Raw genomic sequence first — 25,457 nt, forward strand, 5'->3', positions numbered from 1 at the left:
CATGAAGCACGAACCCACCATCCGCTACGAGCTGCTGACGACGGCCGGCCTGCGTACCGTCGCCGGCGATCACGTCGTCATCCCGAACGACGCCGGCGCTGCGTTCGGCCTTCATGTCGAACAGCACCTGCACGACGGCAATCCCGAGAAATGGGTCGTCACGCACCTTGCGTCGGGCGTACGCATCGGCCACGGCGCAACCCGCACTGCAGCGCTGGCAAACGCGACGTCGAACGTCGAGCGCAATCGCGATCGCCTGCGCGCGACGCTCGACCAGGCGATGACCTCGCGCTACGAGCTGCAGCACGCCGTTCAACGCCTGCAGCAGAACCATCACGACATCCTCGGAGGTGCAGCAGCATGACGCACACACACACCCCTCACGACGCCGCGCTCGCGGCCTCCATCGCGGCGGCCGCCGACGCCCTTCGCTTCGACCATGAACCCGGCGGCCTGCAACGCGTCGCGGTGCTCGCGCTGTTCGTCAGCGTCCTTGGCGATCGCCTGGCGCTTGCCTTCCCCGCGTCGGCCGGCGCGCTCCGCGCGCTCGTCGACAGCCCTGCGACACCCGGCAACCCTGCCGCCCTCTCCCTGCATCAACAGCAACAGCAATAACGATGGCCTCGATCGACGAACTGAAACAACGCATCGACCTGCACGACCTCGCCGATCGCCTCGGCTTGAAGCGTGGTCGCGGCGGCGACCGGGCGCTCTACCACTCGCCGCAGCACGACGACAAGAGCCCGTCCCTGTCGATCTACGTGAACCACCCGAAGCACGGCACCGGCTGGCGCGACCATAGCGCCGACGTCGGCGGCTCGTGTATCGACCTGGTCATTCACGCGCGCGGCGGCACGGTCGCCGACGCGGTGCGCTACCTGCACGACGCGTACGGCATCCCGCTCGACCGCCAGGCGCCGGCCGAGCGCCGCGAGAAAACGACCGTCGAGTACATCGCCGATCGGTGCTTCGCCGAGCGCGACCAGGTGCGCGAATACCTCGGCGGCCGTGGCATTTCCGCCAGCGCGATCGACGCGGCGATCGCCGCCCGCACGCTCGGCTTCAACACGTGGACCAGCTCGAAGGTCGCAGCCGGCGAAGTGGGTCACGCCGGCCCGGCCGCTGCGTTCATCGTGCGCGCGCCTGGCGACGGCCGCGTCGTTGCCGTCGACATGCGCTATGTCGATCCGGCGCTCAACGGCGGCGTCAAGACGCAGACCCAGGGCGACAAGGCCGGTTACGGCTGGACCGCCGATCCTCGCCGGCTCGACAAGGCGAAGCGCGTGTTCATCGTCGAGAGCGCGATCAACGCGCTGTCGATCGACACCTGCGCGATGCCTGGTGCCGCCGCGCTCGCGCTGCGCGGCCTGGCGAACGTCGACGGCATCGACTTCACGTTCCTGCGCGGCAAGCAGGTCGTGATCTGCCTGGACAACGACGAGCCGTTCGCCGACGGCCACCCGCGCGCCGGCCGCCGCCCAGGGCCGGAAGCCGCCTGGGCGCTCTACGAACGGTTGACGGCACTGAACATCAGCGCCGTGCTCGTCGACCAGGCGAATTGGTTCGCCGACCTCGCGGACGGCGAGAAGGCCATCAAGCCGATCAACGACGTGAACGACTACCTGCAACTGCGCGGCCCTGCCGATCTGCAGCGCGCACTCGACCAGCTCGAGCCGTGGCTCATCGCCGGCCTCGCCGGCGACGCCACGCGTCGCGGCCGGCCGCGCATCTTCCTGCCGTCGCACGACTTCGCGCAGTACTGGCGTTTCCGCGTCCGACCGGACTTCACCAGCTACATCACGAAGATGGACAAGAACGAGGAAAGCGGCGTCGAAACGCCCGTCATGACGGACCTGTGCGGATTCCGCATCGCCGGCATCAGCCGCGTATCCGTCGCGAGCGCGACGTCGACGATGACGGGCGACGCAGACCAGGCGCCCACCGTCTATTTCGCCGTGTCGGTTCAGGCTCCGCGCCACGGTGCGCAGCTCGTGCGCCGCGTCATGCTCGACGACCAACTGCACAACGTCGACCAGTGGGGCAAGTTCGGCCCCATCTGGGCGCCGGCACCGTTCAAGCGCATGGTCAATATCCTCGAACGTGGCGCCGACCTCGGCGCGCGCCAGGCAGCAAACTTCGTCGGGCTCGCCTGGCGCGACGGCCGCCTGATCGTCAACGAGGGACCGGACTGCTATTTCACCGAAGCCGACAAGCAGTGCCCGTACCACAACCTGACCTTCCCGACCGGCCCGGCCAGCGACGCGCGCCGCGTCATTACCGCCTACCAGGCGACGTTCAAACAGAATGCCGCAACGATTCCGCTCGTGTGGGCGCTCGGCGGGCACCTGAAGGCATTGCTCGGTTTCTGGCCGCACATCACGATCCAGGCGAACAAGGGCGCTGGCAAGTCGACGCTCATCAAGCGGCTTGAACGCTCCCTCGCGTTCACGATGTTCTCCGGTCAATCGCTGCAGACCGAGTTCCGGTTGCTGACCAGCATCAGCCACACGAGCCATCCGGTCGGATGGGAAGAGCTGTCCGCGCGCCGGCAGGACGTGATCGACAAGGCCGTCGGCCTGCTCCAGGAGAACTACCAGTACACCGTGACGCGTCGCGGCACCGACATGACGGAATACCTGTTGTGCGCGCCCGTGATGCTGGCCGGTGAAGACGTGCCCGTGCGCAGCCTGCTCGGCAAGCTCGTGCGCACGACACTGACCGGCAAGCGCGGCCCGCTGATGCCGGACGACCTGCCGCGCTTCCCGGTTCGCCAGTGGCTCGAATTCCTCGCCGGCCTGGACAAGCGCGCCGTGTCCGACCAATACGCGACGCTGCGCGACAAGGCGTTGGCCAACTGCCGCGCGAGCGGCGAGGACGACGGCGCGAAGCGGATGGCCGGCAACTATGCGGCCGTCGCACTCGCCTGGCGCTATCTGTGCGAGTTCGCCGGCATGGACCCGAGCGAAGGCGACTTCCCGCGCGACCTGCTCGCCGAAATGAACGGTCACATCGCCGAGACGAGCGCCGATCGCGAGCCGTGGGTCTGGATCCTGGAAACAGCACTGTCGGAAATGGACTGCGGCAACTACAAGCACCCGTACACCTTCGACACCGTCGACGGCGAGTTCTGCCTGCTCATCAACACCGGCCACGTGATGGACCACATCGCCCACACGAGCGCGCTGCGCGACAAATGGAACGGCCTCCCCGTGAAATCCGACCGCGTGTTCAAGGCGCAGCTCAAGCACGCCGGCGTCATCGTCGGCGACAAGGAGGTCGAACGCCGCATCTACACGCGCCGCGTGCGCTACCTCACGCCGATCTCGCTCGAACGCCTGGCGGCGTTCGGCCTGCACGTATCGATCCGAGAAGACTTGGCCACCGACGCATTGCAAGGAGCAACAGCGTGACGCCCTCTCAGCCGATGCGGCCGCCGTGCGGCCGTACCCCTTCCCCCATTCTCTCCGGCCGCGTAGCGGCCCTGTATTCGGGTTTCCGGTGCGTGCGCCGATGCGCGCAGCAATCGGCGCACGTCGTCGCGCGGCCGCGGTGCTGTCCGCTGCCCCCCGTACCCCCCGCAAGTCGAAACGGCCGGGCAACTACGCCGCCTTTGAGGGAGAGGGGCCGCGCGGGCCGGTTTTTCCACAGGGAACAGGCAGGCAGCGCAGAAAACTCGGGGATTCCGGTCGTCTTCGCTCGTAAGTCATTGATTGTTGAGAAGACACCCGCCCCGTGTCGTATCGCTTTTGCCCCCATTCACGACGGTTTTGCCCCTAGTCCATTTTTGGCGCCAGCGGCCGTCGCCCCTTTCTCTTCTCTCTCTAATTTATTGAAAAAGAAGAAGAAAGAATACGAAGAGAGGCAAGGAATCGACCCGAACGCAATGCCCCGAGTCATACCGGTTTTGCCCTCAATTGCGGACGCTGCCTATTTTTTGTGCCCCGAGTCAAAACGTGCGCCCCGTATCATTGGGGGCAAATGGGGGCACGCAATACCCAATGAATTCAATTAGTTATGAGCAGATTCGGCGTTAGCCCCCAATCCCCTAGTTGCGCTGCGTGTGCTCCCCCCGCAGGGGACACGGGCGCGGCCTCGACGAGCACGATCGACCTGCTCGGCGCGGCGGCGATACTCGGCGCGCATCCCGAAACGGTGCGTCTGAAAGCGAAGGCCGGCGAGCTGCCAGGCCGCAAGGTCGGTAAGCGCTGGATGTTTTCGACGGTTGCCCTGCAGCGCTACCTCGCCGGAGAATGGATTCCGCGAGTTGTGCAGGGCGATCAGCAGGAGGAAGTTAAAAAATGTCGCTCTATAAACGCAGTAGCAGTCCCAACTGGTATTACCGCCTCACCCCGCCTGGTGGCGGTCCGGTCGTACAAGGCAGCACTGGCACCAGCAACAAAGCGCAGGCCCAGGAGTTCTACGACCGCCTGAAGGTCGAGCTGTGGAACCAGGCGAAGCTCGGCCACAAGCCCCGCTACACCTGGAACGACGCGGTTGTCCGTTACGTCGGCGATCGCGAAGGGCTGCCGAGCCTGGAAACGTCGAAAACGCACCTGCGCTGGCTTGACCAACACCTGTCCGGCGTCGCACTGGCCGACATCGACCGCGACCGCATCGACGCGATCGCGCTCGCCAAGCGCCGCGAGCCGCGGGTGGTGCGGACGAAGCGCGGCATCGTCGTCATCGACAAGACCGTCAGTGCCGGCACCGTGCGCCGCGTGATCGGCGTGCTGAAGGCTGTGCTGAACGCAGCCGTCGAGTGGGAGTGGCTGGATCGCGCGCCGGTGACGAAACTGGCGAAAACCGTGCAGAAGCGGATTCGCTGGCTCACGCCGGCCCAGGCCGAACGGTTGCTCGCCGAGCTGCCCGAGCACTTGGCCGACATGGCGCGCTTCGCGCTTGAGACAGGCTTGCGCCGCTCGAACGTGACCGGATTGCAGTGGTCACAGGTCGACATCGTGCGGCGCGTCGCGTGGATTCATCCGGACCAGGCGAAGGCGAAGAAGGCGATCACGGTGCCGCTCTCCGATATGGCGATCGCCGTGTTGCTGCGCCAGCGCGCGAAGAAGCGCGCGCCCGAGTTCGTCGACAGCGTGTTTGTCTACCACGGCCGGCCGGTCTATCAGACCGTGACCGAAGCCTGGCGCAAGGCGTTAAAGCGCGCCGGCATCCACGACTTCCGCTGGCACGACCTACGTCACACCTGGGCGAGCTGGCACGTGCAGCGCGGCACGCCGTTACAGGTATTGAAGGAACTGGGCGGGTGGGAAACGCTTGAGATGGTGCAGCGCTACGCGCATCTGTCGGCGGCGCACTTGGCGCAGTGGGTGCAGCCGCACTTGCCGGTAGCGCAGGTAATCGAACTGCCGCGCGAAACAGGGTCAACGCCGCCGGAAACACTGCTGACCGCAGCCGGCTAACTGTAATTTCACTGTAACAGGGGAAAACGATGAAGTAGCGAAACCGCTGGAAGGCTTATCAGACTTGGCGCGCCCGGCTGGGATCGAACCAGCAACCCCTGCCTTCGGAGGGCAGTACTCTATCCATTGAGCTACGGGCGCGTGTGACAGTGAAACGACCCCGATATACAGGCCGCCCACAATTGGCAAGACGGCAAGGATACCCGGTTTCCCATGACGCGTCCACCTTGCCCGCCGAATCGCCGCCGGGGCGCGCTGCGTGCGGGTAAACACGCGCCATCGTGCCGCTCGCCGTGATGTAAACGTTCCGTCTATAATCGTCCGGGCTTCATTGGACTGCCATTTTGCCGTTGCACCGCGCTCACAATTCCTATTCACGGAGACGAGGCAAGCATGAGCGAAGCACCCCACGAATCTCCCGTCAAAACCCCCGGGCAGCTGATTGCCGTCATCATCGCGTCGTTCGCGATCCCGATCGTCCTGATCGTCCTGTTCGCCACCTATGCGAACCATGCGTTCCGTTCCGGCGCCGGCACGGACGCGCTATCCGACGAGCAGGTCGCCGCGCGTATCAAGCCGCTCGCGCAGGTCGACGTGAAGGACGCCAACGCGCCCCGCACGTACAAGACCGGCGAGGCGGTCTACAAGGCCGTCTGCGTGACCTGCCACGGCACGGGCGCCGCGGGCGCACCGAAGTTCGGCAACAAGGACGACTGGGCGCCACGCATCTCGCAAGGCTTCGACACGCTGCTGAAGACGGCCCTCGCAGGCAAGGGCGCGATGCCGGCGCGCGGCGGCACGAGCCCCGACGACGTCAGCGACTATGAAATCGCCCGCGCGATCGTCTACATGGCGAACAACGACGGCGCGAACTTCCCCGAACCGGCCGCGCCGGCCGCCAACGCGGCGCAGCCCGCCAGCGGCGCGGCAGGCGCGTCGGGCGCGGCCGATGCCGCAAGCGCGCAAATCGCCGCGGCGCAGGCCGCGATCGCCGCGATCCCGAAGGCCGGCGAACAGCCCGCGGCCGCACCGGCCAGCGCCGATGCGGCAACCGCCGGCAAGGCGCTGTACACGTCGACCTGCCAGGCCTGCCACGCGGCAGGCGTGCTCGGCGCGCCGAAGTTCGGCAGCAAGGAAGACTGGGCGCCGCGCCTGAAGGACTCGATGGATACGGTCTACAACTACGCGCTGCACGGCAAGGGCGCGATGCCGCCGAAGGGCGGATCGACCGCGTCGGACGCCGACGTGAAGGCGGCCGTCGACTACATGGTCAACGCGTCGAAGTAACCACGCCGGGCCACCAGTAAAAAACCCCCGCGACGCACACGCATCGCGGGGGTTTTGTTTTGCCGGATCGCCGGATCGCCGGATCGCCGGCCGCCGTGCGCCCGACGGCGCCGCCGCATCACTTCTGCAGCAACGCCTTCAGGCTCGCGAGCCGGTCCTTCGGCGACATCGGCGCTTCTTCCGGCGTGGGCGGCGGCGCTTCGTCGAGGCCCATCTCGGGGATGAAGCGCGACGGCTCGCACACGACCGTCTCGCGCGCCCGCTTGCGCTTCTTGCACCAGTTCAGATGCAGGCTGCGCTGCGCGCGCGTGATCGCGACGTACATCAGCCGGCGCTCTTCCTCGATCCGCTCGCTGTCGATCGGGCCGTCGTCCTCGCTGCCGCCGCGGTGCGGCATGATGCCCTCCTCGACGCCGACCAGGAACACGTGCGGATACTCGAGCCCCTTCGACGCATGGACGGTCGACAGCCGCACGGCATCCGGATCCTCGTCCTTGCCCTCGAGCATCGACATCAGCGCGACGGTCTGGATCAGGCCGAGCAGGTTCTTGCCCGTATCGGCGAGCCCGTCCGCGTTGTGGAAACCTTCCGCCTCGCCGTCGACGGCCTCCGCCTCGGGTTTCGTGCCCTTGCGCTTCAGCCATTCGAGGAATTCGAGCACGTTCTGCCACTTCGACTGCGCCTGGCGCTCGTCGAACGCGTCGTACAGGTACGCCTCGTAGTGGATCGCCTCCATCATGTCGTCGAGCACGACAGTCGCGGGCTCCTTGTCCGCGCGGTCGGTCAGGCGCTGGATGAAGTCGCAGAACATCCTCAGCGGCTCGACCTGGCGCGCGGACAGCCGCGCCTCGATGCCGCCCATGTACACGGCCTCGAACAGCGACACCTTCGCCTGCCCCGCGAACGAGCCGAGCGCTTCGAGCGTCGTGTTGCCGATCCCGCGGCGCGGCGTCGTGACCGCGCGGATGAACGCGGGATCGTCGTCGGCGTTCGCGATCAGCCGCAGGTACGCGCACAGGTCCTTGATCTCGGCTTTGTCGAAGAACGACTGGCCGCCGGACAGCACGTACGGGATCCGCTCGCGCCGCAGCACCTGCTCGAAGATGCGCGCCTGGAAGTTGCCGCGATACAGGATCGCGTAGTCGCGAAACTGCGCACGCCGCTCGAACTTGTGCGCGGACAGCCGGAACACGACCGATTCGGCTTCGTGCTCCTCGTCGTTGCACGGCGTGACGGTGATCGAATCGCCCATCCCGTGCTCGGACCACAGCTTCTTCTCGAACAGCTTCGGGTTGTTCGCGATCACGTTGTTCGCGGCGGTCAGGATCCGCACCGTCGACCGGTAGTTCTGCTCGAGCTTGACCAGGTGCAGCTTCGGGAAATCCTTGCCGAGCTGCGCAAGGTTCTCGAGCGTCGCGCCACGCCAGCCGTAGATCGCCTGGTCGTCGTCGCCGACCGCCGTGAACGCGGCGCGCGGACCCGCGAGCAGCTTCAGCAGCTCGTACTGGCACGCGTTGGTGTCCTGGTACTCGTCGATCAGCAGGTAGCGCAGCTTGTTCTGCCAGCGGTCGCGCACCTGCTCGTTCTTCGCGAACAGCTCGGCGGGCAGGCGGATCAGGTCGTCGAAGTCGACCGCCTGGTACGCATGCAGCGTCGCGACGTAGTTGCGGTAGACCAGCGCGGCCTGGTGCTCGTCCTCGTTGGCCGCGATCGCCATCGCCTCGTCGGGCATGATCAGGCCGTTCTTCCACAGCGAGATGATGCTCTGGATCTTGCGGATCAGCCCCTTGTCGGTGGTGCCGAGCTGCTCCTGGATCATCCCGAAGCAGTCGTCCGAATCCATGATCGAGAACTGCGGCTTCAGGCCGACGTGCTCGGCCTCCTGGCGCAGGATCTGCACGCCGAGCGAATGGAACGTGCAGACGGTGAGCTGGTTGACGGGCACCTTGCGGCCTTCCTTGCCGGGCGTGGTGAGCGTCTTGCCCTCGAGCAGCTTCGACACGCGCTCGCGCATTTCGGCGGCCGCCTTGTTCGTGAACGTGACGGCGGCGATGTGGCGCGGCTCGAAGCCTTTCGCTTCGATCAGGTGCGCGATCTTCTGCGTGATCACGCGGGTCTTGCCGCTGCCCGCGCCGGCGAGCACGAGACAGGGACCGTCGAGGTAGCGCACCGCTTCGTTCTGGGCGGGATTCAGGCCTGCGGACATGATGGCGGATGGTGTTGCGGTTGACGGCGGAACGCCGGGAGGATGCCGTGCGCGGCAGGCTGGCGAAGCAGGCGGACACGCGGGCAGGACGCGCATGTTAACACGTCGGCGGCGTGCATTTCGGGAGCGCCGCCGGACGGGGCCGCGCGGGCGGATTGGCCGGCCGCCCCCTGTCCGTCCGGCCAATCCGGCCCTGTTCGCGCGCCGATCGGCCACAATATGCACACACCGGCGCTGCCTCGCGCCAAGCCCGCCTGAACCGTCACCGGATCGACACCATGGGATACCCGTTCGCCACCGCCGCCCTCGGCCCGCTGCTGTTCGCGCAGGGGCGCTACGTGCGTCGCATCACGCCGCGGCTGCCCGAGGCGGCCGGCCCGCGCGACGGCATTGCCGGCGACGGCCCGCCACTGCGCGTGCTGGTGGTCGGCGATTCGGCCGCCGCGGGCGTCGGCGTCGCGACGCAGCGCGACGCGCTGTCCGGGCAACTGGCGAGCACGCTGGCGGCCACGCACCGCGTCAGCTGGAAGCTGCTCGCACGCACGGGCCTGACCACCCGGGATCTCGTCGACTGGCTCGCCGCCGAGCCGGCCGAGCCGTTCGACGTGGCCGTGACATCGCTCGGCGTCAACGACGTGACGGGCGGCGTGCCGCCGGCGCGCTGGCAGGCGGCGCAGGCCGAACTCGTCCGGCTGCTCGCGGCGCGCTTCCGGGTCGGGCACGTGATCCTGTCGGCGGTGCCGCCGATGGAGCGCTTCCCGGCGCTGCCGCAGCCGCTCGCGTGGTATCTCGGGCTGCGCGCGAAGCGGCTCAACGCGGCGCTCGCCGGCTGGGCCGCCACGCAGCCGCATTGCACGTTCCTGCGGGTCGCGCTGCCGCTCGAGCGCCACCTGATGGCCGCAGACGGCTTCCACCCCGGCGAAGCCGCATGCGCCGTGTGGGCCGCGCAGGTCGCTGCCGCCGTGCGGCAGCGGGCGGCCGCGTGATGGTGCGCGGCGCCCGTGCGCTTGCCGCATGCGGCAAGATCGGCCGGGCGGCCGAGCACGCGGGGCGCAACCGGGCGCCGCGCAAAATGCCGGCTTCATCCGCGCACGCGCCGCGTCTCGCCGCGCATTTCGCCCAACGCGCCAGTACGAGCGGCGGCGCCATGCCAAAATAGCCGGTCGTCCTCGCGCCGCCTCGGCGCGCCATCCTTTAATTTCCTTCGCAGCCAGGAATTGCCATGTCGTCATTGCTCAGGATTGGTTTGATGGGTTTCGGTTTCGCCGGCGCGACCTTCCACGCGCCCGTGATCGCCACGAGCGGCCGCACTGAAGTTGCCGCGATCGCGACGGGCCAGCCCGATCGCGCGCAGGCCGCGTATCCGGGCGCGCGCGTCGTCCCCGACCTCGACACGCTGCTCGGCCTCGACGACATCGAGTGCGTGGTGATCGCCACGCCGAACGACACCCACTTCGCGCTCGCGCGCCAGGTGCTCGAAGCCGGCCGTCACGTGGTCGTCGACAAGCCCGTCACGCTCACCGCCGACGAGGCGCTTGCGCTCGCGCGGCTCGCGAACGCGCGCAGCCGCCTGTTCGCACCGTTCCACAACCGCCGCTGGGACGGCGATTTCCTCACCGTGCGCCGCATCGTCGAATCGGGTGAGCTCGGCCGGCTCACCTTCTTTGCATCGCACTTCGACCGCTTCCGGCCGACGCCGCGCACGCGCTGGCGCGAGGAGCCCGCACGCGGCGGCGGCCTGTTGCTCGACCTGGGCCCGCACCTGATCGACCAGGCGCTCGCGCTGTTCGGCCTGCCCGAAACGGTGAGCGCGACCGTCAAGACGCGCCGCGACAACGGCACGTCGCCCGATTTCGTGCACCTGCTGCTCGGCTATCCGGACAAGGACGTCGCACTGCATGCGAGCGCGCTGTCGGCGATCGAGCCCGCGCGCTTCACGCTGCACGGCACGCGCGGCAGCTACCAGAAGTTCGGGCTCGACACGCAGGAAGACCAGCTCAAGGCCGGCCTCACCGCGGACGACGTCGAGTTCGGCGGCGGCAACCCGCCCGGCCTGTTGCGCGTACTCGACGGCGAAGTCGAAGTCGAGCGGCCGGTGCCGACGCTCGACGGCCAGTACGCGGAGTTCTACCGCGCGCTCGCCGCGTCGATCCGCGACGGCGCACCGTTCCCAGTCACCGCGCAGGACGCCGTCGACGTGATGACGATCATCGAGCTCGCCGCGCAGAGCGAGCACGACGGCCGCCGGCTGCCGTTCGTGCGCCGCACGGTCTGACACCGCACGCCGGCCGGTTGCGGCCGGCCGGCACGCATGCGCTTGGATTAGCCGGAACATTCGGTTACAAATGCCGGGGGAACGAAAGTCAGCGGGTGACCGGTCTGATGCGTTTCTTAAAAAAGTCGATCCGACACCAATCCGTCAGGAGAATGTTGATGCAACGGTTGATTCGCGCAGCTGCGTGCTGCGTGCTGGTTTCCTCGCTCGCGGCCTGTATCGTGCAGCCGCAGCAGCCGGTCCGTCAGGCGCCCCCGCCGCGGCCGAATCCGCAGGTCGTCGCGAACGAGCGGATGCAACAGATCCAGGGCCGGATCGACAACCTGCACCGCCGCATCGATGCGCGCGTGAACGGCGGCTACTACCCGCCGCCGTACGGCGCGCAGCTTCACCACCGCCTCGACGTGATCCGCCAGGAAGCGAACGACATGGCCGCGCAGCACAGCGGCGGCCTTTCCGGCGACGAGCAGCGCGTGCTGAACCAGGAACTCGACACGGCCGCGCGCGCGATCGGCGAGTAACGCACCGGCGCCCGCCGGAGCGAAAAAAAGCGGCGGCACCGGTTGCCGCCGCTTGTCGCGAAGCGACATTTTTTTGCCCAAATTGACAAGCCCCACCCGCTCGCGTACAGTCGCCCGCACGCGTCGGGAGAGCGTGTGACCGCGTAGCTAGCAACGCCGGTCGCGCCGCCGAAGGGGCACACCCGCAAACTCTCAGGCAAAAGGACCGACCGCGTCGGGGAATCCCGTCCGCGCATTGCGCGGGCCGCACTCCCCGCACTCTGGAGAGCGGCAGTAGCCCGCTGCGCACATGCTGCGCGGGCAAGCTGCCCACCGAAGGGGCGCGCGCTCGCCGGGCTTTGCCCGCGGCGCAATCTCTCAGGTATCGAGGACAGAGGGGCATGTACCGGATCGCTCGCAGCCCGTCGGCCGCGGCGGTCGGCACATGGCCGTTCTGATCCGCGCGCAAGCGCCTTGCCTGAGGCCTCGATGACTGCACTGAATCACACCCCGCTCAACGCCGCGCACCGCGCGCTCAATGCCCGCATGGTCGACTTCGGCGGCTGGGACATGCCCGTCAACTACGGCTCGCAGATCGAAGAACATGAAGCCGTGCGCACCGACGCCGGCATGTTCGACGTGTCGCACATGTGCGTCGTCGATTTCACCGGCAGCCGCGTGCGCGCGTTCTTCGAGCACGCGATCGCGAACAACGTCGGCAAGCTCAAGACGCCCGGCAAGGCGCTCTATTCGTGCCTGCTCAATCCGCAGGGCGGCGTCATCGACGACCTGATCGTCTATTACTTCACCGAAGAATTCTTCCGCGTCGTCGTCAACGCCGGCACCGCCGAGAAAGACATCGCGTGGTTCAACCAGCTCAACGAGCAAGGCGGCTACGGCGTCACGATTGCGCCGCGCCGCGATTTCGCGATCGTCGCCGTGCAGGGCCCGAACGCCCGCGAAAAAGTCTGGACGACCGTGCCCGCCGCACGCGCCGCGACGAGCGAGCTGAAGCCTTTCAACGCCGCGCAGGTCGCCGGCACGCCGTTCGGCGATCTCACCGTCGCGCGCACCGGCTATACCGGTGAAGACGGCTTCGAGGTGATCGCCCCGGCCGTGCATGTCGAAGCGCTGTGGAACGCACTGCAGCAAAGCGGCGTGCGCCCGTGCGGGCTCGGCGCGCGCGACACGCTGCGCCTCGAGGCCGGCATGAACCTGTACGGCCAGGACATGGACGACACCGTCTCGCCGCTCGACGCGGGCCTCGCGTGGACGGTCGACCTCGCCGCGCCGCGCGACTTCGTCGGCCGCGCCGCGCTCGAACGCGACGGCACGCGCGCCGCGTTCGTCGGCCTGATCCTGCAAAAGGAAAACGGCAAGGCGGGCGGCGTGCTGCGCGCGCACCAGAAGGTCGTCACGCCGCACGGCGAGGGCGAGATCACGAGCGGCACGTTCTCGCCGTCGATGCAGGAATCGATCGCGTTCGCGCGCGTGCCGGCGGCCGTCCAGGTCGGCGACACGGTCCAGGTGCAAATTCGCGACAAGAATCTTCCCGCGCGCGTGGTAAAACTGCCGTTCGTGCGCAACGGCAAGGTCCTCGCTGCGTAACGGCCGGGGGGCCTGCCTCCCGGGGAAGCCGGGAGATGGCGCCCGGCACAACCACACCCCGGCGCGCCCCGGCGGCGCGCCAGCAGAACGAATCACACCCTTTTATCCAGGAGCATCCGATGAGCAACGTCCCGGCCGATCTGAAATACACCGATGAACACGAGTGGATCCGCACCGAGGCAGACGGCACGCTGGCGGTCGGCATCACCGATCACGCGCAGAGCACGCTCGGCGACATCGTCTTCCTCGAGCTGCCGGCAGTCGGCAAGCAGGTGAAGGAAGGCGACGCCGTCGGCGTCGTCGAATCGGTGAAGGCGGCATCCGACATCTACTCGCCGGTGTCCGGCGAGGTCGTCGCCGTCAATACGGAAGCCACCGACGCACCGGAAGAAGTGAACGGCGACGCGTACGGCGTGTGGCTCTTCAAGATCAAGCTCGCGGCCGGCGCATCGACCGACAAGCTGATCGACGCTGCCGCCTACACCAAGCTGATCGACTAATTTCCTTACCCGAACCGCGCGGGGCCGGCCTGCCGCCCCGTCCCGCGCGGGACCACAGTCACGCCATGAAGCTCGAACACCCGGACCGCCTGATGAACCGCACGCCCCTCTCGCTCGCCGCGCTCGAAACGCACGACGCGTTCGCCGAACGCCATATCGGCCCCGACGCCGCCAGCCAGCAGGCCATGCTCGACACGCTCGGCTTTGCGTCGCGCGCCGCCCTGATGGACGCCGTGATCCCGGCCTCGATCCGCCGCGCCGAAACGCTGCCGCTCGGCCCGTTCGCGCAGCCGAAGAGCGAGGCCGAAGCCCTCGCCGCGCTGCGGGTTCTCGCGGACAAGAACCAGGTGTTCCGCTCGTATATCGGCCAGGGTTACCACGACACGCACACGCCGGCGGTGATCCTGCGCAACGTGCTCGAAAACCCGGCGTGGTACACGGCCTACACGCCGTACCAGCCCGAAATTTCCCAGGGCCGCCTCGAGGCGCTCCTGAACTTCCAGCAGATGGTGGCCGACCTCACGGGCCTCGCGATCTCGAACGCGTCGCTGCTCGATGAAGCAACCGCCGCGGCCGAAGCGATGACGCTGCTGCAGCGTACCGGCAAGCCGGCGTCGAACGTGTTCTACGTCGCCGACGACGTGCTGCCGCAGACGCTCGAAGTGATCCGCACGCGCGCGCTGCCGATCGGCATCGAGGTCAAGACGGGCCCGGCTGCCGACGCGGCACAATCGAACGCGTTCGGCGTGCTGCTGCAATACCCGGGCGTGAACGGCGACGTGCGCGACTACCGCGCACTCACGGAAGCGATCCACGCGGCCGGCGGCCACGTGGTCGTCGCGGCCGACCTGCTCGCGCTCACCGTGCTGACGCCGCCCGGCGAATGGGGTGCGGACGTCGCGATCGGCAACACGCAGCGCTTCGGCGTGCCGATGGGCTTCGGCGGCCCGCACGCCGCATATCTCGCGGTGCGCGACGAATTCAAGCGCCAGATGCCGGGCCGCCTCGTCGGCGTGACCGTCGACGCGCAGGGCAAGCCCGCGCTGCGCCTCGCGCTGCAGACGCGCGAACAGCACATCCGCCGCGAGAAGGCGACGTCGAACGTGTGTACCGCGCAGGCGCTGCTCGCGATCATGGCCAGCATGTACGCGGTCTATCACGGCCCGCACGGCCTGAAGACGATCGCGCTGCGCGTGAACCGCATCGCGGCGCTGTTCGCCGCCGGCGTGAAGCAGCTCGGCTTTGCGACCGTCAACGACACGTTCTTCGACACGCTGACGATCGACACCGGCGCGCGCACCGCGCAGGTTCACGAATTCGCGAAGGCAAAGCGCATCAACCTGCGCCGCGTGAGCGACACGCAAGTCGGCGTGTCGGTCGACGAAACGACGACGCGCGACGACCTCGCCGATCTCCTCGACGTGTTCGCGCAGGCCGCGGGCGGCACCGCGCCGGCCGTCGACGCGCTGGACGCAGGCCTCGCCGGCGTCGCCGCGCTGCCGGCCGGCCTCGAGCGCACGAGCGCGTACCTGACGCACCACGTGTTCAACCGCCACCATTCCGAAACCGAGATGCTGCGCTACCTGCGCAGCCTGTCGGACAAGGATCTCGCGCTCGACCGCTCGATGATCCCGCTCGGCTCGTGCACGATGAAGCTGAACGCGACGTCGGAAATGCTGCCTGTCACGTGGCCCGAGTTCGGCGGCATCCACCCGTTCGCACCGGCCGACCAGACCGTCGGCTACCGCGAGATGATCGACCAGCTCGAGCAAATGCTCGTCGCGGCCACCGGCTACGCGGCCGTGTCGCTGCAACCGAACGCGGGCTCGCAGGGCGAGTACGCGGGCCTGCTGATCATCCACGCTTACCACGCATCGCGCGGCGAAGCCCACCGCGACGTGTGTCTGATCCCGGCGTCCGCGCACGGCACGAACCCGGCATCCGCGCACATGGCCGGCATGAAGGTCGTGGTCGTTGCATGCGACGCGCAAGGCAACGTCGACATCGCCGACCTGAAAGCGAAGGCCGACGAGCACTCGAAGGACCTCGCGGCGATCATGATCACGTATCCGTCGACGCACGGCGTGTTCGAGCAGAACGTCCGCGAGATCTGCGAGATCGTCCATGCGCACGGCGGCCAAGTGTACGTCGACGGCGCGAACATGAACGCGATGGTCGGCCTGACCGCGCCGGGCCAGTTCGGCGGCGACGTGTCGCACCTGAACCTGCACAAGACCTTCTGCATCCCGCATGGCGGCGGCGGCCCGGGCGTCGGTCCGGTCGCGGTCGGCGCGCATCTCGCGAAGTTCCTGCCGAACCAGCGTTCGACCGGCTACTCGCGCGACGAAAGCGGCATCGGCGCGGTGTCGGCCGCCCCGTACGGCTCGGCGTCGATCCTGCCGATCTCGTGGATGTACATCGCGATGATGGGCGCGAAGAACCTGACCGCCGCGACGGAAACCGCGATCCTCAACGCGAACTACATCGCGAAGCGCCTCGCGCCGCACTACCCGGTGCTGTACTCGGGCCCGGGCGGGCTGGTCGCGCACGAGTGCATTCTCGACCTGCGTCCGATCAAGGATTCGAGCGGCATCAGCGTCGACGACGTCGCGAAGCGCCTGATGGACTACGGCTTCCACGCGCCGACGATGAGCTTCCCGGTGCCGGGCACGCTGATGGTCGAGCCGACCGAATCGGAATCGCAGGAAGAACTCGACCGCTTCATCGCCGCGATGATCGCGATCCGCGAGGAAATCCGCGCGGTCGAGGAAGGCCGCGCCGACCGCGAGGACAACCCGCTGCGTCACGCACCGCACACCGCGGCCGTCGTCACCGCGAACGAATGGCCGCACGCGTACTCGCGCGAGCAGGCTGCGTACCCGGTCGCGTCGCTCGGCACGAACAAGTACTGGCCGCCGGTCGGCCGCGCGGACAACGCGTACGGCGACCGCAACCTGTTCTGCTCGTGCGTGCCGATGTCGGAATACGCATAACGCGCGCCAGGCCCGGAGCCGTCCGATGGTGATCGCACCGCACGCAACTCCGTGTTGCGTGCGGTTTTTGCGTTCGCCGCTCGAACCGGTGCGCGTTCGTCCGCCAATCCGGCTAACATCACACGCGATCCAGCCAATGAAGGAGTTCCGCATGGTGCGTCCGATGTTTCCGGGCCATGGTGCAACGCAGAAGCGGCCGCACACGCGCCGGTTCGTGCCGATGCTCGTCGCGTCGCTGTCGTTTGCCGCTGCCGGCCTCGGCGCGGCCGGCAGCGCGCGCGCGGCGATGAATTTCTGCGCGGCGCCGGCACTTCAGACGAGCGAGACGACACAAGCCGAGCCGGGCGTGCAGGCGCTGATCCGCAGCGTCGACGCGCGTATCGGCGAGCAGCCGAAGGCGATGCCGCGCGTGCACACCGAGGGCACGCTGCCGCATGAAGGCATCTACGACCAGAGCGCCGCCGCGATGAAGGACATGGACCTGATGCGCGACGCGGCGCTCGCGTGGCGCGTGACGAACGCGCCGCGCTACCTGCAGCTCGTCGACCGCTTCCTGTCCGCGTGGGTCGCGACCTACCAGCCGAGCTTCAACCCGATCGACGAGACGCGCTTCGAAAGCCTGATCGTCGCGTACGACATGACCGCGAGTGCGCTGCCGGTGAAGACCCGCAACGCGACGGCGGCGTTCATCGCGAAGCTCGGCGCCGGCTATGTCGCGCAGATCGACGCGCAGAAGCGCCCGCTCACCGGCACCTGGCGCAACAACTGGCAGAGCCACCGGATCAAGCTGATCGCGCTGTCCGCGTTCACGCTCGGCGACCGCAAGATGATGAACGCCGCGCAGCGGCTGTTCGTCGAGCATCTTGCCGACAACATCGGCCCGGACGGCAAGACGTGGGACTTCGAGGAACGCGATGCGCTGCACTACGCGGTGTATGACCTGCAGCCGCTGGTGACGGCCGCGCTCGCCGCGCGCCGCTTCAACCGCAACTGGCTGCGCGAGCGCGGCGCGAACGGCGCGACGCTCGCGGCCGCGCTCGACTGGCTCGTGCCGTATGCGCTCGGCGAGAAGACCCACGAGGAATTCGTGAATTCGCCGGTGCCGTTCGACGCGAAGCGCCGCGAGGCCGGCCTGCCGGGCTACACGGGGCAGTGGGACCCGAAAAACGCCACCGAACTCTTTCATCTGGCCGCGCGGCTGGACGGGCGCTATGCCCGCGTCGCGCAGCAGCTTTCCCCGACGCCGCCCGCATGGCTCGCCGCGTGCCTGCCATTGCAGGCGCGCTAGCACTACTCTTAAAGCAAGGCAGGTATCGAAATGGCAGTCAGCGTGTTTGACCTCTTCAAGATCGGCATCGGTCCGTCCAGTTCGCATACGGTCGGACCGATGCGCGCGGCGCTGATGTTCGTGCAGGGCCTCGAGCGCGACGGGCAGCTCGACGCGACGGCCCACGTGAAGGTCGAGCTGTACGGCTCGCTCGGCGCCACCGGCAAGGGCCACGGCACCGACCGCGGCGTGATGCTCGGCCTGCTCGGCGACGCGCCTGACACCGTCGATCCCGACACGATCGACGCGCGGCTGGAGGACGTCCGCAAGTCGAAGAAACTTGCGCTGCTCGGCACGCATCCGGTGCCGTTCGTGCTGAAGGAGAACATCGCGTTCTACCGCCAGGCGCTGCCCGAGCATCCGAACGGGATGAAGCTGCGCGCGTCCGACGCGAACGGCGCGGTGCTGGTCGAGCGCACGTACCTGTCGGTCGGCGGCGGCTTCGTCGTGACAGCCGGTGCGCCGAACACGAAGGTGCTGAGCGCGGCCGAGCAGATGACGCACCCGTTCCGCACCGGCGCGGAGCTGCTCGCGCTGACCGAATCGACCGGCAAGTCGATCGCGCAGCTGATGTGGGAAAACGAGCGCGCGTGGCACACCGAGGAAGAGACGCGCGACGGGCTGCTGAAGATCTGGGCCGTGATGCAGTCGTGCGTGTCGCGCGGCTGCGGGATCGGCAACCCCGATGCCGACGGCAACCTGCCCGGCCCGTTCCAGGTCAAGCGCCGCGCGCCGCAGCTGTACCGCACGCTGACGGGAAGCCCGGAGCGCGCGCTGCAGGACCCGCTGTCGATGATCGACTGGATCAACCTGTACGCGATCGCGGTCAACGAGGAAAACGCGGCCGGCGGCCGTGTCGTCACCGCGCCGACCAACGGCGCGGCCGGCATCATCCCGGCCGTGCTGCACTACTACACGCGCTTCACGCCCGGCGCGAACGAGCAGGGTGTGATCGACTTCCTGCTGACGGCCGCCGCGATCGGCATTCTCTACAAGCTCAACGCGTCGATCTCGGGCGCGGAAGTCGGCTGCCAGGGCGAAGTGGGCGTCGCCTGCTCGATGGCGGCCGGCGCGCTTGCAGCCGTGCTCGGCGGCACGCCGCACCAGGTCGAGAACGCGGCCGAGATCGGCATGGAGCACAACCTCGGCCTCACCTGCGACCCGGTCGGCGGGATGGTGCAGATCCCGTGCATCGAGCGCAACGCGATGGCGTCGGTGAAGGCCGTCAACGCGGCGCGCATGGCGCTGCGCGGCGACGGCTCGCACTACGTGTCGCTCGACTCGGTAATCAAGACGATGCGCGAGACGGGCGCCGACATGAAGACGAAGTACAAGGAAACGTCGCGCGGCGGGCTGGCGGTGAATATCGTCGAGTGTTGAACGCCTCCGGGCCCATCGCTTCGCGCCAGGCCCCCGAGGGGCCTATTCCCCGAAGGGCCTCACTTCGAGGCCGAAAACCTGGAGCGCCCCCGCTTTTTCTTGAGCGCGCCGCGCATCACGGCCACTGCCGCCGCGCATGCAATACGCGGAGAATCTCCACGATGTTGTCGGCCGGCCGGATGCGATATACGAGCACGTAGTTCGGTGCGACCACCAGCTCGCGCGTGCCCGCCACGCGCCCTTGCCGATACAGTTCGGCGCGCGCGGGCAACGCCGCGGCGCGCTCCTCCAGCCGCTCGTCCAGCTCGAGCGCGGCCAGCGGGTCGTGCTGGCCGATGTAGTCCATGATCGCGGCGCGGTCCTCGCACGCCTTCGGATGCCAATGCAGCGCGAGGGTCAAACAGCATTACCCCGCTTGCCCGCGATCCGTTGACGCAGCGCGGCACGGCGCGACGCAAACTCTGCGCTGACCTCGGCATCGGGAATCGACGGGCGCGGATCGTCCAGCGCCTGCTGCACCTGCTCGCGAAACCAGCGGTCGTGGACAGCCGCTTCATGGGCCGCTTTCAGCGCGGCCGCACGATCGGGCCGGGTCGCCCGGCCGGCTGCATCCGGGTCGAAATCCGACGCGTCCACATCGAACCGGCTGATGCCGATATCGCGCAGAAACCCGACCAGCGTTTCAAAACGACGGAACACGCGCACGTCGCCGCGCTTGGCCGACAGGAGCCGCTCGCTTGCGCCGCAACGGGCCGAAACGGCCCAGCCGTTGCCGCAGCCGATCACACGCGCGGCGCGCACGGCGCCGGCCTCAACGAGCTGGACGAGCGTCTTTTGATCGATCGTTTCGGTTGCCATGATGGATTCTCGATTCCGTTAGTCTTTCCGGAAATTTTACTATTGAATGGCCTCCCGATTTATTATTACTTGGGAGGCGCGACATCGATGGTCGAGACCCGTATTCGCCTCGACATCCTTAGCCCTCAATTCTCCCTGTCGAGCGATCACGCACAAGCTGGCCTTTCGGCCAACCGCAACCGGCGAACGCGGGCGATGCACCGTCCGAATCACTCCGTGTTCCGACACTTTTCACCACCCCGCCGACAGGCGTAAGCTGTACGTCCCGCTACCCAGGGAGACGGCAGCCCATGTCGCATTCCAAGGATCTCGAGCCGCGCGCCACCACCGGTGCGCGACTGCTCGTCGATGCGTTGCTCGCCAATCACGTCGAACGCGTGTTCTGCGTGCCGGGCGAGAGTTTCCTCGCCGTACTCGATGCGCTGGCGGACGACACCGCGCGCATCCAGACGGTCGTCTGCCGCCACGAGGCGGCCGCCGCGAACATGGCCGAGGCCGTCGGCAAGCTGACCGGCCGCCCCGGCATCGCGTTCGTCACGCGCGGGCCCGGCGCGACGCATGCGTCGATCGGCGTGCACACCGCGTTCCAGGATTCGACGCCGATGATCCTGTTCGTCGGCCAGTGCGCGCGCGAGCACCTCGACCGCGAAGCCTTCCAGGAAATCGACTACCGCCGGATGTTCGGCCAGATGGCGAAATGGGTCGCGCAGATCGACGACCCGCGCCGCATCCCCGAATACCTGAGCCACGCGTTCCACGTCGCGATGTCGGGCCGTCCGGGCCCGGTCGTGCTCGCGCTTCCGGAAGACGTGCTGTCCGAAGCGTGCGCGCCGCAGCCCGTCGTGCCGGCCGCGAAACGCGTCGCCGCCGCGCCGTCGGCCGCGCAGATCGACGAGCTGCGCGAGCGGCTCGCGCGCGCGGAACGGCCGCTCGCGATCGTCGGCGGCAGCGGCTGGACGCCCGACGCGTGCGCGAACCTGCGCACCTTCGTCGAGCGCTGGCAACTGCCGGTCGCGTGCGCGTTCCGCTATCAGGACACGATCGACAACGCGCACCCGAACTACGCGGGCGACGTCGGGCTCGGGATCAACCCCGCGCTCGCGAAGCGCATCCGCGACGCCGACCTGCTGCTCGTGATCGGGCCGCGCCTCGGCGAAGCGACGACCGGCGGCTACACGCTGCTCGACATCCCGAAGACGCGCCAGACGCTGATCCACGTGCACCAGGGCGCGGACGAGCTCGGCCGCGTGTATGCGGCCGACCTGCCGATCGTGTCAGGAATGCCCGAGATCGCCGCGCCGCTCGCCGCGCTCGAACCGCCCGAGCGCCCCGCGTGGGCCGGCGCGGCCGCCGACGCGCATCGCGCGTACCGCGAATGGCATGCGCCGCTGCCGATGCCCGGCGACGTCCAACTCGGCGACGTGATGGTGCAGTTGCGCGAGCGCCTGCCGCACGACGCGATCCTGACCAACGGCGCCGGCAACTATGCGATCTGGCTGCATCGCCACTTCGCGTACCGGCACTTCCGCTCGCAGCTCGCGCCGACGAGCGGCGCGATGGGCTACGGCATCCCGGCCGCGCTCGCCGCGAAGTCGCTGTACCCGTCGCGGGCCGTCGTCGCGCTCGCGGGCGACGGCTGCTTCATGATGGCCGGCAACGAGCTTGCCACCGCGATGCAATACGGGCTGAACATCGTCGCGATCGTCGTCAACAACGGGCATTTCGGCACGATCCGCATGCATCAGGAGCGCAACTACCCGGGCCGCGTGCACGGCACGGGGCTCACGAATCCCGATTTCGCCGCGTATGCGCGCGCGTTCGGCGCGCATGGCGAGACGGTCGAGCGCACCGCCGATTTCGCGCCCGCGCTCGAGCGCGCGCTGACCTGCGGGCTGCCCGCGCTGATCGAGATCCGCATTCCGCAGGACGCCAGCACGCCGGCCGCGACGCTCGAACAGATCCGCGAACAGGGCCGCCGCGCACGCGGCGGATGACCGTGGAGATGCGCACCGCTCCGCCCGGCGTCGCGCTGTCGCACGACGACGCGCTCGTGTTCCCGGGCACGCTGCTCGCGCCCGACGGCACGCTCGTCGCGCCGTACGACGTCGAGCACGGCGATGCCCGCGCCGTCGGCCACGTGCCGGCCGCGGCCGCGCTCGGGCTGCTGCACGCCGCGCACCGGCCGTTCCGGCTCGACTACGACGGCGCGCGGCATGTGCACGTGATCAACGGGATGGGCGTCACGCTCGGCGATTCGGTGATCGGGCTGACCGCGCTCGCCGCGCTGCGCGCAGCGCACGCGGGCCTGCGCTTCACGGTGTACCGGCCGGCCCGCGCGCCGCGCTATGTCGACGCGCTGTACGCGCTCGCGGCCGATGTCGTCGCGCCGTCGCGCGCGCTGCCGTACCCCGTCGAAGCGCTGCCCGCGGACGCACCGTGCATCGACGTCGGCAATCACCTGTACTGGCCCGCATTCGCTCGATTGCCGATGATCGATTTCTTCCTCGACGCGCTCGGTGCCGACCCGGCCGCCGTGCCGGCCGCCGCGAAGCGCAACCGCTGGCTCGCGCGGCTGACGCTGCCCGCGCTGCCGGCCGCATGGCACCGGCCGTACGTGCTGTTCTGTCCGAGTGCGAGCACCGCGGTGCGCAGCGTGCCGCCCGCGCTGCGCGCGGCGTTGGTGGAGCGGCTCGCGCAACGCTACGGGTTGCCGGTAGCCGGGTTCGGGCCCGTCGCGCATCCGGCCTACACCGACATGAGCGGCGACGCGACCGACACCGCGCGCTTCATCGCATGGGTCAAGGGTGCAAGCGTGTTGTTCGCGCCTGACACGGCCGCGCTGCATCTCGCCGACGGTTTCGACGTGCCGACGCTCGCGTGTTTCACGACGATCGGGCCGGCGCTGCGCGTGCGCGACTATCCGCATTGCGTGCCGCTCGAACTCGATGTGCCGGCCGAATTGCGCGGGCTGCATCGCAGCGAGCGGCCGGACGATCTTGCGGCGGTCGAAGCCGCGTATCGCGCGATCGACTGGGACGGGCTTCCGTGGCCCGCGCCGCGTGAAGCAGCAGCGACCACCGGATAACGGAACAGCACGCGGCAGCCAGCCGGAACGCCGGCGCCGCCGTCATCACCCCGCCGCGACCGTCGCCGCGCGATCGCGCAGCGTCTCCGACGGCCGCTTGCCGAACAGCCGCCGGTAATCGGTCGCGAACTGGCTGAGATGCCAGAAGCCCCACGCCTCCGCGACGTCCTGCACCGAGCCGGCCGCGCGGCCGCACAGATCGCGCCGCGCGCCGTTCAGCCGCAGCGTGCGCAGATAGGTCGCGGGCGCCATCCCCAGCACGTCCTGGAAGCAGTACTGCAGCGTGCGCCGGCTCACGTGCAACTGCTCGCACAGCTCGGGCACGCCGACCGGGCGCGTGCGGTGCGCAAGCACGTAGTCGCGCGCCTGCCCGACGATCCAGCGGCGCGTCGACGGCGCGCGGCCGGCACCATCGTCGCCCGGTTGCGCGCACGCATCGAACAGCGCGGCCAGCACCTCGGCCTGCAGGTCGTCGCGCTGCGCATCGAGCAGCGGGCCGGCCACGGCCACCGCACCATCCAGCCGGCGGCCGAGCAGCGCGCACAGGCGCGCGAGCCGCGCATCGCCGACCTGCATCACGCGCTGCGTGAACAGCCGCTCGTCTAGCGCGCAGCGTTCGACCTCCTCCGCATAGCGGCGCAGCACGTCGCCGCGCACGACGACGCCGTAGATCGAGAACTGCGCGGGTGTCAGCAATTCGAATTCGACGTTGCCGGGCCGGAACGCGAGCGCGCCGGGCCCGATGCGGCATGCATCGACGCGCGCCGTGCCGTCGCACACGAGCGGGATGCCGAACCAGTACGCATCGCCGCGCACCTCGCATGCCTGGCGCAGTAGGTGGCTCGTCGATTCGCGAAACAGCTTCATCGTGTCGAGCGGCAGTTCGGTCAGCGTGCCGACGAAGCGGCCGGCCGCGAGCTGGTCGTAGGTCTGCCGCCAGCCGATCAGGTTGCGCGCCTGCTCGTCCGCGTCGTGCGCGACGCTGACGACGGCCTGCCCGGCCAGCGCGTCGTCGCCCTGCGCGTTGCGACGCGTGTCTTCAGCCGTCGGTTCTTCGATACTCGCCACGTGTTGATCCATCGTGTTCTCCCTCGCCTGCCCGGAACCGCACCTGTCACGCAAGTCCCGTGCCGAACCGCGCGGCCCGGCGCACAACCCGTCATTTCACGCTACCCGGCCGGTATGCGCGATACGGGCGCACCCGAAGGCGGCGTGCCGCGCACGCCGCCGGTGCGATCCGCGCTGCGACCGCGCATATCCGCCGCCGTCGCCACCGGCTACCGAATACCGGCTACCCGGCCGGCTTCAGCCGCACGACCCGCGTGCCGCAGTTGCCGTACGCCTGCGCGACCGCCAGGTCGACGATCGCGCTGCCGGTCGGCCAGGGCGCCGCGTCCGCTTCGGGCAAATCGGCACGCAGCATCGCGCGGCCGTTGATCCGGTAGCGGATGCCACGCACGAAATCGACGAACAGCAACCCGACCCCGCTGCCGTCGCACGCTGTCGCGTCGATCCGGCCGTCGCCGTGCGCGGGCAACGCGAACCGCAGCGTCTTCGTGTCGATCACGCGGACGACGGGCAGCAGCTCGCCGTTCGCGTCGCGCAGGCTCTGCACGATGTCGCACGTCACGGCTGCGCGTCCGCCACATGCGGTGCCGACGAACATGAACGGCTGCGACTCGACGAACTGCCGCACGCCGATGCTCACGCGCGTCGTGACGACGCCGCTCATCCGCTCGGCTTCGTCGGCCACGCCGAAACGGTGCTGCGCGTCGAGTTCGCCCGCGTGGAATACGGGGTGGCGCGGAAAGGATCGGGGCAGCTCTGCCATGCTGGTTTTCGTTACACGCATCGGCGCACCGTGCCGCCGCGAACACGCGACTGCCGGTATCGTTTCCGGCGTTGGCCGCGACGATGCGCGGCCAGCGCCGGGGGGGCGGATATCGAAGTCGAAAATGGCGAAGTGCCGGGTGACCGGATGGCCGATAGTCAGCGCATCGCCCCCGCGCGTGAGCCGC

At 68.7% G+C, this 25,457-nt stretch carries 20 protein-coding genes, 1 tRNA gene, 1 pseudogene and 2 riboswitches; of the genes and pseudogenes, 16 read left to right on the top strand and 6 right to left on the bottom strand.

Annotated elements, in window-relative coordinates; genetic code table 11:
* The first annotated feature begins 1 nt into the window (after nt 1).
* From OEJ37_RS26290 to OEJ37_RS26310, 5 genes and pseudogenes are all read left to right on the top strand, one after another.
* A complete protein-coding gene (locus tag OEJ37_RS26290; RefSeq protein ID WP_263347033.1) occupies nt 2-364 on the top strand; it encodes a hypothetical protein in 363 nt (120 codons plus the stop codon).
* Entirely contained in the window at nt 361-615 is a 255-nt protein-coding gene (locus OEJ37_RS26295; protein WP_263347036.1) for a hypothetical protein, read from the top strand. The genes OEJ37_RS26290 and OEJ37_RS26295 overlap by 4 nt, the downstream gene beginning before the upstream one ends.
* 2 nt (nt 616-617) lie before the next feature.
* On the top strand, nt 618-3,410 hold the full coding sequence (locus OEJ37_RS26300) for a toprim domain-containing protein (RefSeq protein ID WP_263347037.1): 2,793 nt from the start codon (nt 618-620) through the stop codon (nt 3,408-3,410).
* Between the two features lie 604 nt (nt 3,411-4,014).
* Nucleotides 4,015-4,233: pseudogene (locus tag OEJ37_RS26305) on the top strand (helix-turn-helix domain-containing protein); the annotation flags it as partial.
* Nucleotides 4,234-4,298: 65 nt separating this feature from the next.
* Nucleotides 4,299-5,420, top strand: coding sequence for a tyrosine-type recombinase/integrase (locus tag OEJ37_RS26310; protein ID WP_263347039.1), 1,122 nt, complete (start codon nt 4,299-4,301; stop codon nt 5,418-5,420).
* A 65-nt stretch (nt 5,421-5,485) separates the two neighbouring features.
* On the opposite strand, the gene OEJ37_RS26315 is transcribed toward OEJ37_RS26310, so the two are convergent.
* Nucleotides 5,486-5,561, bottom strand: a tRNA-Arg gene (locus OEJ37_RS26315).
* A gap of 252 nt (nt 5,562-5,813) precedes the next feature.
* Here OEJ37_RS26315 and OEJ37_RS26320 point away from each other — a divergent pair.
* Entirely contained in the window at nt 5,814-6,707 is an 894-nt protein-coding gene (locus OEJ37_RS26320) for a c-type cytochrome (RefSeq protein ID WP_174418270.1), read from the top strand.
* 118 nt (nt 6,708-6,825) lie between these two features.
* Here the strand turns inward: OEJ37_RS26320 and OEJ37_RS26325 are convergent, their stop codons facing one another.
* Nucleotides 6,826-8,913 carry a UvrD-helicase domain-containing protein gene (locus OEJ37_RS26325; protein WP_174418271.1) on the bottom strand — a complete coding sequence of 696 codons (2,088 nt, stop codon included), beginning with the start codon at nt 8,911-8,913 and terminating at the stop codon, nt 6,826-6,828.
* Nucleotides 8,914-9,191: 278 nt separating this feature from the next.
* Between OEJ37_RS26325 and OEJ37_RS26330 the strand changes: the two genes are divergently transcribed.
* From OEJ37_RS26330 to OEJ37_RS26365, 8 genes are all read left to right on the top strand, one after another.
* The gene (locus OEJ37_RS26330) at nt 9,192-9,899 is read left to right on the top strand and encodes an SGNH/GDSL hydrolase family protein (RefSeq protein ID WP_174418272.1); all 708 of its coding nucleotides are present in this window, start codon (nt 9,192-9,194) and stop codon (nt 9,897-9,899) included.
* Between the two features lie 236 nt (nt 9,900-10,135).
* Nucleotides 10,136-11,188 carry an oxidoreductase gene (locus OEJ37_RS26335; protein WP_175920730.1) on the top strand — a complete coding sequence of 351 codons (1,053 nt, stop codon included), beginning with the start codon at nt 10,136-10,138 and terminating at the stop codon, nt 11,186-11,188.
* Nucleotides 11,189-11,346: 158 nt separating this feature from the next.
* Nucleotides 11,347-11,709, top strand: coding sequence for a hypothetical protein (locus OEJ37_RS26340; RefSeq protein WP_174418274.1), 363 nt, complete (start codon nt 11,347-11,349; stop codon nt 11,707-11,709).
* A gap of 114 nt (nt 11,710-11,823) precedes the next feature.
* Nucleotides 11,824-11,928: riboswitch (glycine riboswitch) on the top strand.
* A 31-nt stretch (nt 11,929-11,959) separates the two neighbouring features.
* A riboswitch (glycine riboswitch) is annotated at nt 11,960-12,093 on the top strand.
* Between the two features lie 84 nt (nt 12,094-12,177).
* Complete coding sequence (gcvT, locus tag OEJ37_RS26345) at nt 12,178-13,296, top strand: glycine cleavage system aminomethyltransferase GcvT (protein ID WP_263347043.1); 1,119 nt, start codon at nt 12,178-12,180, stop codon at nt 13,294-13,296.
* A 119-nt stretch (nt 13,297-13,415) separates the two neighbouring features.
* The gene (gcvH, locus tag OEJ37_RS26350; RefSeq protein WP_152862437.1) at nt 13,416-13,796 is read left to right on the top strand and encodes a glycine cleavage system protein GcvH; all 381 of its coding nucleotides are present in this window, start codon (nt 13,416-13,418) and stop codon (nt 13,794-13,796) included.
* Between the two features lie 65 nt (nt 13,797-13,861).
* On the top strand, nt 13,862-16,789 hold the full coding sequence (gene gcvP, locus OEJ37_RS26355; RefSeq protein ID WP_175947368.1) for an aminomethyl-transferring glycine dehydrogenase: 2,928 nt from the start codon (nt 13,862-13,864) through the stop codon (nt 16,787-16,789).
* 151 nt (nt 16,790-16,940) lie between these two features.
* The gene (locus tag OEJ37_RS26360; protein ID WP_263347044.1) at nt 16,941-18,077 is read left to right on the top strand and encodes an alginate lyase family protein; all 1,137 of its coding nucleotides are present in this window, start codon (nt 16,941-16,943) and stop codon (nt 18,075-18,077) included.
* A 30-nt stretch (nt 18,078-18,107) separates the two neighbouring features.
* Nucleotides 18,108-19,496 (top strand): L-serine ammonia-lyase, encoded by a 1,389-nt coding sequence (locus OEJ37_RS26365; protein WP_105390396.1) that lies wholly within the window; start codon nt 18,108-18,110, stop codon nt 19,494-19,496.
* Nucleotides 19,497-19,611: 115 nt separating this feature from the next.
* On the opposite strand, the gene OEJ37_RS26370 is transcribed toward OEJ37_RS26365, so the two are convergent.
* Nucleotides 19,612-19,896, bottom strand: a complete 285-nt coding sequence (locus tag OEJ37_RS26370; RefSeq protein ID WP_174418278.1) for a type II toxin-antitoxin system RelE/ParE family toxin — start codon at nt 19,894-19,896, stop codon at nt 19,612-19,614.
* Complete coding sequence (locus tag OEJ37_RS26375; RefSeq protein WP_072445304.1) at nt 19,893-20,354, bottom strand: hypothetical protein; 462 nt, start codon at nt 20,352-20,354, stop codon at nt 19,893-19,895. Before OEJ37_RS26375 ends, OEJ37_RS26370 begins: the two co-directional genes overlap by 4 nt.
* 290 nt (nt 20,355-20,644) lie before the next feature.
* On the opposite strand from OEJ37_RS26375, the gene OEJ37_RS26380 reads away from it, so the two are divergent.
* A complete protein-coding gene (locus OEJ37_RS26380) occupies nt 20,645-22,348 on the top strand; it encodes a thiamine pyrophosphate-binding protein (protein ID WP_175920721.1) in 1,704 nt (567 codons plus the stop codon).
* Entirely contained in the window at nt 22,345-23,439 is a 1,095-nt protein-coding gene (locus OEJ37_RS26385) for an ADP-heptose--LPS heptosyltransferase (RefSeq protein ID WP_175920719.1), read from the top strand. Before OEJ37_RS26380 ends, OEJ37_RS26385 begins: the two co-directional genes overlap by 4 nt.
* Before the next feature lie 45 nt (nt 23,440-23,484).
* Here OEJ37_RS26385 and OEJ37_RS26390 read toward each other — a convergent pair whose 3' ends face one another.
* Together OEJ37_RS26390 and OEJ37_RS26395 are read right to left on the bottom strand one after the other, a co-directional pair.
* Nucleotides 23,485-24,519: a helix-turn-helix domain-containing protein gene (locus tag OEJ37_RS26390; RefSeq protein ID WP_175920717.1), complete on the bottom strand. Its 1,035-nt coding sequence runs from the start codon at nt 24,517-24,519 to the stop codon at nt 23,485-23,487.
* Nucleotides 24,520-24,730: 211 nt separating this feature from the next.
* A complete protein-coding gene (locus OEJ37_RS26395; RefSeq protein WP_175920715.1) occupies nt 24,731-25,270 on the bottom strand; it encodes a hypothetical protein in 540 nt (179 codons plus the stop codon).
* Nucleotides 25,271-25,457: the final 187 nt, after the last annotated feature.

Origin of the sequence: Burkholderia sp. BKH01 (assembly GCF_025685725.1) — a bacterium.
Lineage (GTDB): Bacteria > Pseudomonadota > Gammaproteobacteria > Burkholderiales > Burkholderiaceae > Burkholderia > Burkholderia pyrrocinia_C.